This is a genomic window from Shimia sp. (genome assembly GCF_041624275.1).
Taxonomy (GTDB): Bacteria; Pseudomonadota; Alphaproteobacteria; order Rhodobacterales; family Rhodobacteraceae; genus Shimia.
The window spans coordinates 1-13,607 of record NZ_JBFJVE010000068.1 but is presented as its reverse complement, the minus strand read 5'-3'; the positions used below and the strand labels follow the sequence as shown (position 1 = coordinate 13,607).

Sequence of the window (13,607 nt, the reverse complement as noted above, 5' to 3'; positions counted from 1 at the left end):
CTGGAAAGGGCTTTTGAGATCTGATCGCCAATAAAGGGGCAGGGGGGGGGCGTGCCCCGCTGCCGCAGACGCCAGAACGCCGCCCGTTTCGGGCGGCGTTCCGCGTTTGGAGCTTTGTCCGGACATGCGCAGTCCGCGGTGGCCGGCCAAGAAAAAAGGCCCCGCTGGGGGGCCTTTCGGGGGGCGGCGGATTACGCGCCTGCCACGTCACCGCTCGTCGACCACCCGCACCGCCTTGCCTTCCGAACGCGGAATGCCACCCGGCAGCTTGGCCGTCACCGCGCAGGTGACGCCGATGATCGACTTGATGTGATGGCGCACCTCGGCGGCCTTGGCCTTCAGCGCCGCCTCATCCTCGCCCACATCCGGCAAGACCTCGACATCCACCGCCATGGCGTCCAGCGCGCCCTCCTTGAACAGTCGGATCTGGTAGTGCGGCGCCAGACCTTCCAGCCCCACCAGCACGCTTTCCACCTGGCTCGGGTAGACGTTGACGCCACGGATGATCATCATGTCGTCGTCGCGCCCGTCGACCCGCAGGATGCGCACATGGCTGCGCCCGCAGGCGCAGGGCGCGTCGGTCAGCCGGGTGATGTCGCGGGTGCGATAGCGCACCATCGGCATCGCCTCCTTGGTCAGGGTGGTGATCACCAGCTCGCCGGTTTCCCCCATCGGCAGCGGCTCCAGTGTTTCCGGGTCGATGATCTCGAACAGGAAGTGATCCTCCCAGCCGTGCAGCCCGTCGCGCGCCGCATCGCATTCGCAGGCCACCCCCGGCCCCATGATCTCGGACAGCCCGTAGACGTCGCAGGCTTGGATACCCAGCCGCCGGTCCAGCTCGGCCCGCAATTCGTTCGACCATGGCTCGGCGCCGAACAGCCCGCGCCGCACCGGCAGCGCCGCGATGTCGACGCCCATGCTCTCGGCCACCTCGGCGATGTTGAGCGCATAGGACGGGGTCGCCAGAAGCGTGGCGGGTTTGAAATCATTGATCAGCGTCACCTGCCGTTCGGTGCCGCCACCCGAGACCGGCACCACCACGCAGCCCAGTTTCTCGGCCCCGTAATGGGCGCCGAGCCCGCCGGTGAACAGCCCGTAGCCATAGGCGTTGTGCACCAGATCGCCGGGCCGGGTGCCGGCACCGGCCATCGAGCGCGCCATCAGGTCGGCCCAGCGCTCGAGATCGCCCTTGGAATAGCCGACCACGGTCGGCTTGCCGGTGGTCCCCGACGAGGCATGCACCCGCGCCAGCTGCTCGAAGGGCATGGCGAACATGTTGAACGGGTAGTTGTCGCGCAGGTCGGTCTTCACCGTGAACGGGAAGTGGCGCAGATCGGCCAGGGTCTTGAGGTCCGAGGGCTTGACCCCGGCCTTGTCAAAGGCGGCGCGGAAATGGGCGACGTTCTCATAGGCCCGGTTCAGCGTCCAGCGCAGGCGCTCGGTCTGCAATTCGGCCAGCGCCGCGCGTGACATGGTTTCTATGTCCCGGTCATACATGAATCCCGGATCGGTTTCGCTTTTGGCGAGCATTGGTTGTTCCTCCCTGAACATGCACCTGGCCGGGGGGTCCCGGTCAGGCCTTGCGCCAGCCCGGTTGAATTCCCGCAGAGCTCTTTCCGGCTCCTCGGGCAGGCATTCTGTTGATGGCATAGCCCTGGTTGAACGCTGCGCGCGTGATCAGCGTGTATTTGAAATTCCAGCCCGTCAGCAGGGCGCCGAGCCCGGCCAGCGCCAGCGCCGGCGCGGCGGCGCCCGGCACGATCACCGCTGCGGCGGCGCAGAGGGCCACCAGACCCTGCGGCGCGAGGCCAAGGCCGGCCTTCATGGCGTCGTAGATGTCCAGTGCTCCGGTCGGCGCGCCATTGGCGGCAAAGGCGCTGCGATAGCGGCTCCACAGGCCAAGGCGCAGCAGCACCAGCGCCAGCAACAGCAGGGGCAGGCCCCCTCCGATCAGATCGGGGGTGCCGGGGATCAGGCTCAGCAGCGCCAGGATACCGGCACCCTCGGTCAGCCCCGTGGTGACCATCAAGGGCACGATCTCGGGCTGGCGCCAGGCCGGAATGCCCTTGGCCGCCTGCAGGATGCGGGCCTGACAGTAAAGGAACACCAGCCCCGAAAGCGCCGCGGCTACGCCCAGCCCGACCGAGCCGGTCAGCCAGGCCAGCCCGCCAAATCCGAACAGGGGCATGGCCGAAAAGGCCTCGCGCGACATCCAGCTTGTGCGGGCGTTGAACAGCACGTTGATGAACCGCCACGGCCGGCCGATCTCGAGCCAGACACAGAACAGCCCGGCGCCGACCAGCATCAGCGCCAGCAGCACCGCCAGCCAGCTGGTCGTGCCCATGACAGCCGCCAGCATCGCCATGGCCAGCAGGCCGGTGCCGGTGCCGCCAAGGGTGAAATTGGCCGCCGCGCGCCAGTCCCAGCTGGTCTGCAGCTTGGGCGACACCGCCGCCAGCCCCACCGGATCGGCCACCATCGGCACCGCCTCGGGCGGCGCGACATCGCTGATTTCACCGTCATAAAGGTAATAGATATTGGGCCCGTTCCCCAGCTCTTCATGCATGCGGAAATGGCGCTTTTCGCGCAGCAGGGTCGAGACATTGCTGTTCGGATCGTCGAGATCGCCCATCTGCAAGGCGCCGGAAATGCAGCTGGCGACACAGGCGGGCGTGGCCTCCATGTCGACGCCCGGCACCAGACCCTTGGCGCGGCCGGCGTCGATCCGCTCCACGCAGAGCGTGCATTTCTGCGCCACGCCCAGCCTGCCGGGATCTTCGCGCCGCGCCTCGTGGCGCATCGCCTTGCCGCCATAGGCCGCCGCCGGCTTGTCGACCCGGAACCGCGCCTGATAGGGGCAGGAGACCGCGCAATAGGCGCAGCCGATGCATTTGTCGTAATCGATGGTGACGATGCCATCGTCGCGTTTCTGGGTTGCCGTCGACGGGCAGACATCCATGCAGGTCGGCGTGTCGCAATGCATGCAGCCCACCGGCAGGAAGGCGCGGTTCACCTGCGGGAACTCTCCGGTTTCGAAATCCAGCACCTTGCGCCACTGCACCCCCGGTGCGGTGGCATTGGCGTGCTTGCAGGCCGAGGTGCAGGTCTGGCACCCGACACAGCGGTTGAGATCGGCGACGATGCCCCAGGTTGTCACGAGCGCGCTCCTGTTTTCTTGACCGCCACCCGCACCAGGTCAGCGCCCGATCCGGTGGCATCGGTCAGTTCCAGCGACATCGGCATCAGACCGTTCATGCTGGGGGTTTTCAGATCTTTGGCAAAAGGGGTTTTCCAGTGATCGAACTGGCCGATCATCAGCAATGTGTCGGGCCGGATGCCATTGCGCAGGATCACCGCGCCGCGGGTGGTGCCGACCGGAGACGAGACCTCGACCTCGTCGCCTTCCTTGACCCCGATGCGCTGGGCTGCGGCCGGATTCATCACCACGCCGCCATGACCGGCGACATTGGCCGCCACCTCGTGGATCATCTGGATGCCGGCGTTGCCGCCCCAGGAATATTGCATCGACCGCGCGGTCACCAGCCAGAAGGGGTAGTCACCGATCTCGACGCCGAACTGCCGCTCCAGCGCGCCTTCCCACAGGCCCGGCAGGTCCTGATAGTGCGGCATCGCCTCGTATTCGCGCAGCTGGCTGTCCCACCAGGTGATGCCGCGCTCGTGCAGCCGGTCGCCCAGTTCCTGACCGATGCGCAAAAGCCGCTCCTGATAGGGCAGCTCAAAGCGCAGCTCCTTTTCCACCATCGCCGGGTAGAGATACCAGCGTTCCTTGGGGAAGGGCGCGGTGCGGAAGCCGTGTTCGCGGAAATAGTCCAGCCCCTGGTTCTCGGCGCCATCGGTCAGCTCGGCGCTGGCCGCGCGGCAGGAATGGTCCCAGATTTTCTCGACCGAATGTTCGACCTCGGGGTCGAGCCGGTGGTCGAAATTCTCACCGAACAGCCGCACCCCGGCGGCGCCGCCGTTGATCGCGTTGTTGTATTCTTCCAGCAGGCCCACGCCCTTGGCGATCTGGGTGGTGATCCAGGTGAAATCGCGGGCCTCGCCCATCGGTTCGGCCGCCGGCTCGCGCAGGGCAAAGCCCTGATGCTCCCAGAATTGCTCGACATATTTCGAGCCGCCGATGCGGATCAGCTGCAAGCCTTCGAGATCGGTGCATTCCGGCAGCAGCACGTCGGCCATGTGGTTGGTCTCGTCCATCGTGTAGGCGAAACAGACGGTGAAAGGGAAATTGGCGATCGCCTCGGTCACCGCGCCGGTGTCCCAGAAGGAAATCGCCGGGTTGGTGCGATAGACGAACCAGACATCGGGCTGGGTCGGCTTGGGCAGGTGGTCAAAGCCTTCCTTCTGCGCCATCCACGCCAGATGGGTCGGCCCCAGCGCCTGCGACCACGGCGAATTGGCGGCCAGCGGGATCAGCGTCTGATGCGCGTGGCGCGATTTCGAATGGTCGTTGAACTCTTCCTTGCGGGTCGGGTTCATCGGATAGTTCATGAACCCGTCCGGCCCCGGCACCACGCTCGACCAGCGGTTGTCGGCGGGGCGGTTCAGCCGCACCGTGGTGCCCAACGTGCCGCCCGGCACCTCGAGCCCGCCGATCAGCACCGCCAGCATGGTCCGCGCCCAGGCGCATTCATAGCCGCCCCAGCCGTTCGACACGGTCTTGCCCAGCGAGATCGCCACCGGGCGGAAGGGCATTTCGCGCCCGTCGATCTCGATGGTCTCGCCGACATGGGCGTGATCGAGATATTCCAGCGCCGTGTTGCGGATCATCTCGACCGGCACGTCGCAGATCCCGGCCGCCCATTCCGGGCTGTAGGGGGCCACGTGATCGACCAGCGCCGCAAAGGCCGGCCGGCAGGTGATGCCGTCATGCTGCCATGTCTTGTCGTCGGCGCCGATCTCGATCCCCGAGACGGTGAAATCACCCTCGAGCGCCGGGTCGGCATCCTTGGTGTCAAAGGGTACGGCAGCGTTCTGATTGAGATCCCAGATCAGCGGTTTCTGCGTCGCCGGATCGCGCAGATAGAAGCCGTTCGGCGCCACCAGATAGGGCGAGGAGGACCGGGCTTTCAAAAACGGAATGTCCAGCCGCGCGCGCGCCACCTCGTGCAGCAGCACATGGATCAGCGCGAACATGAAGGCCGGGTCGGTCTTGGGCCGGATCGGCACCCACTCTGCCGAACAGGCGCCCGTGACCGACAGATGCGGCTCGATCTGCACCCGCTTGACGCCCCGGTCGCGGGCATCGGCGTGGCGGCGCACGCCGCAGACCCCGCCCGAGGCCTCGACATTGGCCCCGAAGGACAGGATCATCTCGACCAATGGCGTGTCCGGCGACACGGTAAAGGCGCGGTGCCAGAATTCGCCGTAAAGATGCTCGGAGTGGTAACATTTCACCCCCTGACCGCTGCCGAAGCTCATGTCGATCACCCCCCAGGCCTTCAGGAAGGCCGGGAAGGTGCCCATGTAGACCGTCGAGGTGCCGCCGCCGCCAAAGGATGCCGCCACCCGGGGAAAGCCGCTCTCGTCGGATTTGCCCTTTTCCTTGACCGCGTTCAGCTTGCCGCAGATCAGCTCCAGCGCCTCGTCCCATGTGGCCTCGCGGAAACGCGGATCCTCGCCCTTGCCCTTCTTGGGGTTGCTGCGGATCATCGGCGTCTGGATGCGATGCGGGTTGTTGGTCTTCTGGATCAGGCCAAAGGCCTTGACGCAGACCTTGCCATGCGCCGGATGCACCTCAGCCGCCGTGCCATTGGGGCGGATCTGATAGGGCACGCCATCCATGACATCGACCTTCATCAGATCGGGGCCGGCGACGCATTGGTAACAATAGGACGGAACGCTTTTGGTGGCGCTGTCGACGGGAGCACTCATGTCAAATGGCCTTTCACGCCTCCTGAAGCTTGGCGGCTTTCTGGAGGAGTCTCTGCTGGGTTTTGTCGACATCGACGATGAAGCGCTCGTGGCGGCCCTTGCAGATCGTGTCGAGCGGGTCCTTGGCACTGACCTCGAGCACCACCTTGCGGCCCTCGATCTCGGTCACGGTCACGGTGACGGTGACCTCCATGCCCAGAAGCGTCGGCGCGGTATGGGCGATGTTGACGATGGTGCCGACCGAATCCTGACCCTCGGGGATATGCGCGACGATCATGTCGCGGCAGGTATGTTCGATATCGCGCACCAGCGACGGGGTCGCATAGACGCGGCAGTCTTCGCCCATGAAATCGATGGTCCGCTCGGCGTCGACAGTGATCGTCCGGGACGCCGAGGTGCCCACAGCCAGGTTTTCATACATTGCAAATCGTCCGGTTGATTAAAGTTGTATAGTGGTACCACTATGCAGAAATAGGATTTTCCGGTCCAGAAGTTTTTTCAACCCCCGGTAAAGCACTGAAATAAAAGCCATTGCCGGGACAATAATATGTTACAAAATATGATTTCAGGCAAATTAATGGTAACATTAACCCTGCACCCGGTCATTTTCCACCCCGGCAGGCCATGTGGGCAGATTCGCGCCGCCGCCCGCGATCTGTCCTGGTGCCGCCGGTGATGTCTTGCCCGCGATCCGTCTGCGCCCTCGCGTCCGCCCGCCGCCACGATCGCGGCGCCTGCGGGATTGGGCTGGCCTGTGCGGGCGCTTTGCGGAATAGTTGCGGCGCGGCCGTGCACCGCGACACGGGCCTGATACGGGCACAAGACAGGCGCGACACCGGGCCGGGCACCAGAGGGGGCACCAGGGGGGCACCGAATGAATATCCTGTTCATCATGTATGACCAGTTGCGCTTTGATTACCTGTCCTGCGCCGGGCATCCGCATCTGCACACGCCGAATTTCGACCGGGTGGCGGCGCGCGGGGTGCGGTTCACCAACGCCTATGTGCAATCGCCGATCTGCGGCGCCTCGCGGATGAGCTTTTACACCGGCCGCTACTGCGCCTCGCACGGGGCACAGTGGAACGGCTATCCGCTGCGCGTCGGCGAACAGACCCTGGGCGACCACCTGCGCCGCGAGGGCATGGCCTGCTGGCTGATCGGCAAGACCCATATGAAGGCCGACGCCGAGGGCATGGCGCGGCTGGGCCTGTCGCCCGACAGCCTGATCGGCGCCCGTCAGGCCGAATGCGGCTTTGACGCCTGGGTGCGCGACGACGGGCTCTGGGGGCAGGGGCCCGACGGTTTCTATGACGAGAAACGCTCGCCTTATAATGAGTACCTGAAATCCAAAGGCTACCCCTCCGACAACCCCTGGGCGGATTTCGCCAATGCCGGGGTGGATGACGAGGGCAATATCGCCTCGGGCTGGATGTTCCGCCATGCCGACAAGCCGGCCAATATCCGCGAGGAAGACAGCGAGACCCCCTGGCTGACCTCGCGCACCATCGACTTCATCGATCAGGCGACGGGCCCCTGGTGTGCCCATGTCAGCTATATCAAGCCGCATTGGCCCTATATCGTGCCCGCGCCCTACCACGACATGTATGGCGCCAATCACGTGCCCGCCGCCACCCGCGATGCGATCGAACGAGATGACCCGCATCCGGTCTATGGCGCCTATATGAACAACCGCATCGCCGCCGCCTTCCAGCGCGAAGAGGTGCGCCAGAAGGTCATTCCCGCCTATATGGGGCTGATCAAACAATGCGACGACCAGCTGGGGCGGCTCTTGGATCATCTCGAGGCCACGGGCCGCATGGACGAGACGATGATCGTGCTGACCTCGGATCACGGTGATTATCTCGGCGATCACTGGCTGGGCGAGAAAGAGCTGTTCCACGACCCCTCGGTCAAGATCCCGATGATCCTCTATGACCCGCGCCCCGAGGCCGACGCCACGCGCGGCACCACCTGCGATGCGCTGGTCGAGTCGATCGACCTCGCCGCCACCTTCGTCGAGGCCGCCGGCGGCACCGTGCCCGACCACATCATCGAGGGGCGCTCGCTGCTGCCCTGGCTGCATGGGCAAACCCCGGCATGGCGCCAGTTCGTCATCAGCGAATATGATTACTCTTCGACCCCGGTCTGCGCCCAACTGGGGCTGGAGCCGCGCGACGCACGGCTGTTCATGGTCTTCGACGGGCGTTTCAAGCTGATCCACGCCGAGGGCGGTCTGCGCCCGATGCTGTTCGATCTCGCCACCGACCCGCAGGAGTTCCACGACCTCGCCAAGGGCGACGCGCATGGCGACGAGATGGCGCGGCTCTACGGCTGCCTGCACCAATGGGGGCTGCGGCTCAGCCAGCGGGTGACGCGCTCCGAGGCCGAGATCAAGGCCGGGCGCGGCCGCTCCGGGCGGCGCGGCATCCTGCCGTTTCTCTACGATGGCTCGGAGGTGCCGGAAGAACTGGTCGCGAAATACCTCGGCCGGGCGCCGGCGCGCTACCTCGACGAAGAGTGACGCGCCCCCTCGCGCCCGCCGCCGCCTTGCGCTAAACCGCCGCCATGGCCCATATCGAATCCCTCTTTGTGACCCGTCTCTACCGCGCGAAACTCTCCGAACATGGCAGTGCCATCGATCCCGGAGAGCTGGAAGCCTCCTGTTATTCCATTGCCGAGGACGACGAGGCGGGGCAGGCCTGGTGCGAGGAAAACGGCTATCCCGGCTATACCTCCTATGCTTCGCTGACCGACCTGGCCTGGCGGTTCCCGATCTTTGCCGACATCGTCGCGGCGCTGGACCTGCATGTCGCCGCCTTCGCCCGCGATCTCGAACTGGACCTCGACGGGCGCAGGCTGGAGCTCGAGGATCTGTGGATCAACATCCTGCCCGAAGGCGGCATGCATTCCTCGCATCTGCATCCCCATTCGGTGATCTCGGGCACCACCTATGTGTCGATGCCCGACGGCGCCTCGGCGCTGAAGCTGGAAGACCCGCGCTCGGGCCGGATGATGGCGGCGCCCACCCGCACCAAGGGCGCGCGCCGCGAGTTGCAGCCCTTCATCTACATGAAGCCCGACGTGGGCGAGGTGCTGCTCTGGGAAAGCTGGCTGCGTCACGAGGTGCCGATGAACATGGCCGACGAGGAACGCATCTCGGTCAGCTTCAACTACAAATGGGCCTGAGGCCCGCGCCCTTGGCAGATCGGGCGCCTTTCAGGCGCGCCGGATGTCTCGGCCACCGCCTCTGGCGGTGACCTCGGGTTTGCCTCCGGCGGGGATACTTGCGGCAAGAGAAAGCCGCCTCTTCATCTCTTGAAAAATACTCCGGGGGTTCGGGGGCAGCGCCCCCATGCCGGGTTCGGGGGCAGCGCCCCCATGCCGCCAGTGTCTGGACGCCCGGTCGGCCGAGCGTCCACAAGGGCATTCAGGGCGCTATTTGCAGCCTTTTTCATGCCAGGCTTTGGACACGGCGTCATAATGGCCCTTGAGGCTGGCGATCTGGGGCTCGAGGTCGCCGTTGTCGGCCAGGAAGAACAGCGCTGGCCAGAACAGCAGCAGCCCGACCCCGGTTGCCACGGCGTCCTCGGTGGCTTCCTTCTTCTGCTTGCCAGACAGGTCGTTGACCTGATTGACGATATTGTTGCGTTCTTCGGCAAGCGACCGGCAGGAATAGCTGGCATAGGTCGAAGGGCTGACATAGGTCGCCTGGATGCTGTCGGGAGATTTGGCACAGCCCGACAGGGACAGGCCCGCAATTGCGATGCAGGCCGATCCTAAGATCGCTTTGGACATAAAATGGTTCCTTGTTACTTAAGTGTGATCCGACGGGGATCAGAATGCGCGGGTTTCCGCGCCGGCTTGTCGCCCAGCCGCTCGGCCCGCACAAGGGCCAAAGCCCAGGATGCTTCCGAAAACCACGCCCGGCCCCTTGCGGCCGGCCGCCGTGTGAAACCCCGCGCAACCGGCGGTTTTTCAAACTTTCCCTTGCCCCCGCAGCCGCTTGCCCCTATAGAGCCCCATCTCGCGGATTCCGGGCCACCGGGATTCGTGTGTTTGTCATTTGTCCATCAGGCAAAAGGGTCACCCCTCACATACCCAGGGGGCCTTCTGATGTATGAGAAAGGAAGAGGCGCATGAACGCCAACGAACTGCGTGAAAAAACGCCGGATCAGCTCCGTGAGGAACTGGCCAACCTGAAGAAAGAAAGCTTCAACCTGCGCTTTCAACAGGCCACCGGACAGCTCGAGAACCCCGCCCGCATCAAGGCCGCCCGCCGTGCCGCCGCGCGCGTGAAGACCGTGCTGAACGAAAAAGCCAAGTCGGCCGCCGAGTAAGAGGAGCCACAAAGATGCCCAAACGTATCCTGCAAGGCACCGTGACCTCGGACGCCAACGCCCAAACCGTGACCGTGCTGGTTGAACGCCGCTTCACCCATCCGGTTCTGAAGAAAACCATTCGTAAGTCCAAGAAATACCGGGCGCACGATGAACAGAACGCTTTCAAGGTCGGCGACCAAGTCCGCATCATCGAATGCGCGCCGAAATCGAAAACGAAACGCTGGGAAGTTCTGGAAGCCTGATCTCATCACGCTTCCCGGACGACTTAGCAAAGTCGAAACCCTGGGGGTAACGCCACGCATCGGCGCCCCATAGGTCGGGAGAAACCACATGATCCAGATGCAAACAAACCTGGATGTTGCTGACAACAGCGGCGCGCGCCGCGTTCAGTGCATCAAGGTTCTGGGTGGCTCCAAGCGTAAATACGCATCCGTAGGCGACATCATCGTCGTCTCGGTCAAGGAAGCCATCCCGCGCGGCCGCGTGAAGAAAGGTGACGTCCGCAAGGCCGTCGTCGTGCGCACCGCCAAAGAGGTCCGTCGTGAAGACGGCACCGCAATCCGCTTTGACCGCAACGCGGCCGTGATCCTGAACAACGCAGGTGAGCCGGTCGGTACCCGTATCTTCGGGCCGGTCGTCCGCGAGCTGCGTGCCAAGAACTTCATGAAGATCATCTCGCTCGCGCCGGAGGTGCTGTGATATGGCTGCCAAGCTGAAAAAAGGCGACAAGGTCGTCGTTCTCGCCGGCAAGGACAAGGGCAAAGAGGGCACCATCTCCTCGGTTGACCCGAAAGCCGGCAAGGCCGTCGTCGACGGTCTGAACATCGCCATCCGCCACACCCGCCAGACCCAGACCGAACAGGGAGGCCGCCTGCCCAAGGCGATGCCGATCGCCCTGTCGAACCTGGCCTATGTCGATGCCAACGGCAAACCGACCCGCGTCGGTTTCAAGATGGAAGGCGACAAGAAAGTGCGCTTTGCGAAAACCACGGGGGACGTGATCGATGCTTGATAACACTGACTACACCCCGCGTCTGAAAACGCTCTACAAAGAGACCATCCGCGGCGCTCTGAAAGAAGAGTTCGGCTACAAGAACGAGATGATGATCCCCAAGCTGGAGAAAATCGTTCTCAACATCGGTTGTGGTCGTGCAGCGGTCAAGGACAGCAAGAAGGCCAAGTCGGCCCAGGCGGACCTGACCCTGATCGCGGGCCAGAAGGCCCTGACCACCGTGGCCAAGAACTCGATCGCCGGCTTCCGCGTCCGCGAAGGCATGCCGATGGGCGCCAAGGTGACCCTGCGCGGCGACCGCATGTTCGAATTCCTGGATCGTCTGATCACCATCGCGATGCCGCGTATCCGCGACTTCCGCGGCGTGTCGGGCAAATCCTTCGATGGTCGTGGCAACTATGCCATGGGCCTCAAGGAACACATCGTGTTCCCGGAAATCGATTTCGACAAGGTCGACGAGAACTGGGGCATGGACATCGTGATTGCCACCAGCGCGACCACCGACGCCGAAGCCAAGAGCCTGTTGAAAGCTTTCAACATGCCCTTCAACAGCTGATCGCGGGAAGGAAAGAGACATGGCTAAGAAAAGCATGATCGAACGCGAGAAAAAGCGCGAACGTCTGGTGGCGAAATACGCAGCCAAACGTGCCGAGCTGAAAGACATCGCAAACGACGAAAACCGCCCGATGGAAGAGCGTTTCAAGGCGCGTCTGAAACTGGCGAAACTGCCGCGCAATTCCTCGGCAACCCGTCTTCACAACCGCTGCCAGCTGACCGGCCGTCCGCACGCTTACTACCGTAAGCTGAAGATCAGCCGGATCGCTCTGCGGGACCTGGGCTCGAACGGCCAGATCCCCGGCATGGTCAAATCGAGCTGGTAAGGAGAGACGATTATGAACGATCCTATCGCTGATATGCTGACCCGCATCCGCAACGGTCAGATGCGCGGCAAGTCGACCGTGTCGACCCCGGCGTCGAAACTGCGCGGCTGGGTTCTGGATGTGCTGGCCGACGAAGGCTACATCCGCGGCTACGAGAAGACTGAAGAGAACGGCCACCCGGCCTTCGAAATCAGCCTCAAGTACTACGATGGCACCCCCGTCATTCGCGAAGTGAAACGGGTTTCGAAACCCGGTCGTCGCGTCTACATGGGCGTCAATGACATCCCCGTCGTCCGTCAGGGCCTCGGCGTGTCGATTGTCTCCACCCCCAAGGGTGTGATGTCGGATGCAAGCGCACGTGCCAACAATGTTGGTGGCGAAGTGCTCTGCACGGTCTTCTAAGGAGAAAGACATGTCTCGTATTGGTAAGAAACCGGTCGAGCTGCCCAGCGGCGTCACTGCCACTGTCTCCGGCCAGACCATCGAAATCAAGGGTCCGAAAGACACCCAGTCCTTCACCGCGACCGACGACGTGACGATCGCCGTGGAAGACAATGCCGTCACCGTGACCCCGCGCGGTTCGTCCAAGCGGGCGCGCCAGCAGTGGGGCATGTCGCGCACCGTGGTCGCCAACATGGTGACCGGCGTGACCACCGGCTTCAAGAAAGAGCTCGAGATCAACGGTGTTGGTTATCGTGCGCAGATGCAGGGCGATGTCCTGAAACTGTCGCTCGGTCTCAGCCACGAGGTGAACTTCGAAGTGCCGGCCGGGATCACCGTGACCGCACCGAAGCCCACTCAGATCATCGTTGAGGGCACCAGTGCACAACTCGTCGGCCAGGTCGCGGCAAACATCCGCGAATGGCGCAAGCCCGAGCCCTACAAAGGCAAAGGCATCAAGTACAAAGACGAGTATATCTTCCGCAAGGAAGGCAAGAAGAAGTAAGGACCAGACTAATGGCAAACAGCAAAAGAACCCTGTTTCTGAAGCGCCGCCTGCGCGTCCGGAACAAACTTCGCAAGGTCAACGCTGGCCGTGCGCGCCTGTCGGTGCACCGTTCGAACAAGAACATCAGCGTGCAGCTGATCGACGATGTGAACGGCGTCACCCTGGCAGCGGCCTCGACCCTCGAGAAGGATCTCGGCTTCGTTGGCAAGAACAGCGTCGAAGCGGCCGCCAAAGTGGGCGCGGCGATCGCCGAACGGGCCACCAAGGCAGGCGTGACCGAAGCCTATTTCGATCGCGGCGGCTTCCTGTTCCACGGCAAGGTGAAGGCTCTGGCCGACGCCGCGCGTGAAGGCGGTCTGAAGATCTGATGGTGCGGTGCGTGCAAGCACGCACCCTACCGCAAGAGACCCCGCATGGTGCGTGCCCGCACGTACCATGCGACATCACCGATGGGTGCGTGCTCGCATGCACCACGGCATACCACCGTAGGGTGCGTGCTCGCACGCACCTTGCGACTCCAAAGCGAAGGCGGG

The 13,607-nt window shown here is 63.8% G+C and carries 16 protein-coding genes; 11 read left to right on the top strand and 5 right to left on the bottom strand.

All coding sequences use genetic code 11. The features are described from left to right. Positions 1-207: 207 nt before the first annotated feature. From ABZD10_RS07275 to ABZD10_RS07260, 4 genes are read right to left on the bottom strand one after another with little or no spacing between them, the layout of a single operon-like run. On the bottom strand, positions 208-1,530 hold the full coding sequence (locus ABZD10_RS07275; RefSeq protein WP_372885475.1) for a phenylacetate--CoA ligase family protein: 1,323 nt from the start codon (positions 1,528-1,530) through the stop codon (positions 208-210). Between the two features lie 43 nt (positions 1,531-1,573). After that, positions 1,574-3,157, bottom strand: a complete 1,584-nt coding sequence (locus ABZD10_RS07270; RefSeq protein ID WP_372885474.1) for a DmsC/YnfH family molybdoenzyme membrane anchor subunit — start codon at positions 3,155-3,157, stop codon at positions 1,574-1,576. Further along, complete coding sequence (locus ABZD10_RS07265; RefSeq protein ID WP_372885473.1) at positions 3,154-5,892, bottom strand: molybdopterin-dependent oxidoreductase; 2,739 nt, start codon at positions 5,890-5,892, stop codon at positions 3,154-3,156. Before ABZD10_RS07265 ends, ABZD10_RS07270 begins: the two co-directional genes overlap by 4 nt. Before the next feature lie 13 nt (positions 5,893-5,905). Then, positions 5,906-6,313 carry a thioesterase family protein gene (locus tag ABZD10_RS07260; RefSeq protein WP_372885472.1) on the bottom strand — a complete coding sequence of 136 codons (408 nt, stop codon included), beginning with the start codon at positions 6,311-6,313 and terminating at the stop codon, positions 5,906-5,908. A 453-nt stretch (positions 6,314-6,766) separates the two neighbouring features. Between ABZD10_RS07260 and ABZD10_RS07255 the strand changes: the two genes are divergently transcribed. After that, entirely contained in the window at positions 6,767-8,413 is a 1,647-nt protein-coding gene (locus ABZD10_RS07255) for a sulfatase-like hydrolase/transferase (RefSeq protein WP_372885471.1), read from the top strand. 44 nt (positions 8,414-8,457) lie between these two features. Then, complete coding sequence (locus ABZD10_RS07250; RefSeq protein ID WP_372885470.1) at positions 8,458-9,078, top strand: 2OG-Fe(II) oxygenase family protein; 621 nt, start codon at positions 8,458-8,460, stop codon at positions 9,076-9,078. Between the two features lie 249 nt (positions 9,079-9,327). Here the strand turns inward: ABZD10_RS07250 and ABZD10_RS07245 are convergent, their stop codons facing one another. Continuing rightward, positions 9,328-9,687: a hypothetical protein gene (locus tag ABZD10_RS07245; RefSeq protein WP_372885469.1), complete on the bottom strand. Its 360-nt coding sequence runs from the start codon at positions 9,685-9,687 to the stop codon at positions 9,328-9,330. 341 nt (positions 9,688-10,028) lie between these two features. Between ABZD10_RS07245 and rpmC the strand changes: the two genes are divergently transcribed. The 9 genes from rpmC to rplR all read left to right on the top strand — a co-directional run bounded on the left by rpmC (position 10,029) and on the right by rplR (position 13,442). After that, positions 10,029-10,229, top strand: coding sequence for a 50S ribosomal protein L29 (rpmC, locus tag ABZD10_RS07240; protein ID WP_372885468.1), 201 nt, complete (start codon positions 10,029-10,031; stop codon positions 10,227-10,229). A 14-nt stretch (positions 10,230-10,243) separates the two neighbouring features. Continuing rightward, positions 10,244-10,474, top strand: coding sequence for a 30S ribosomal protein S17 (gene rpsQ, locus ABZD10_RS07235; RefSeq protein WP_372885467.1), 231 nt, complete (start codon positions 10,244-10,246; stop codon positions 10,472-10,474). An 88-nt stretch (positions 10,475-10,562) separates the two neighbouring features. After that, complete coding sequence (gene rplN / locus ABZD10_RS07230; protein WP_007427594.1) at positions 10,563-10,931, top strand: 50S ribosomal protein L14; 369 nt, start codon at positions 10,563-10,565, stop codon at positions 10,929-10,931. A 1-nt stretch (position 10,932) separates the two neighbouring features. Next, positions 10,933-11,244 (top strand): 50S ribosomal protein L24, encoded by a 312-nt coding sequence (gene rplX, locus ABZD10_RS07225; protein ID WP_372885466.1) that lies wholly within the window; start codon positions 10,933-10,935, stop codon positions 11,242-11,244. Next, positions 11,237-11,800, top strand: coding sequence for a 50S ribosomal protein L5 (gene rplE / locus ABZD10_RS07220; RefSeq protein WP_372885465.1), 564 nt, complete (start codon positions 11,237-11,239; stop codon positions 11,798-11,800). The genes rplX and rplE overlap by 8 nt, the downstream gene beginning before the upstream one ends. A gap of 19 nt (positions 11,801-11,819) precedes the next feature. Next, positions 11,820-12,125 (top strand): 30S ribosomal protein S14, encoded by a 306-nt coding sequence (gene rpsN / locus ABZD10_RS07215; RefSeq protein ID WP_372885464.1) that lies wholly within the window; start codon positions 11,820-11,822, stop codon positions 12,123-12,125. Between the two features lie 12 nt (positions 12,126-12,137). Next, positions 12,138-12,527 (top strand): 30S ribosomal protein S8, encoded by a 390-nt coding sequence (gene rpsH / locus ABZD10_RS07210; RefSeq protein ID WP_372885463.1) that lies wholly within the window; start codon positions 12,138-12,140, stop codon positions 12,525-12,527. 10 nt (positions 12,528-12,537) lie between these two features. Further along, positions 12,538-13,071: a 50S ribosomal protein L6 gene (rplF, locus tag ABZD10_RS07205; RefSeq protein WP_372885462.1), complete on the top strand. Its 534-nt coding sequence runs from the start codon at positions 12,538-12,540 to the stop codon at positions 13,069-13,071. 11 nt (positions 13,072-13,082) lie between these two features. After that, the gene (gene rplR, locus ABZD10_RS07200) at positions 13,083-13,442 is read left to right on the top strand and encodes a 50S ribosomal protein L18 (protein ID WP_372885461.1); all 360 of its coding nucleotides are present in this window, start codon (positions 13,083-13,085) and stop codon (positions 13,440-13,442) included. Positions 13,443-13,607 lie beyond the last annotated feature (165 nt).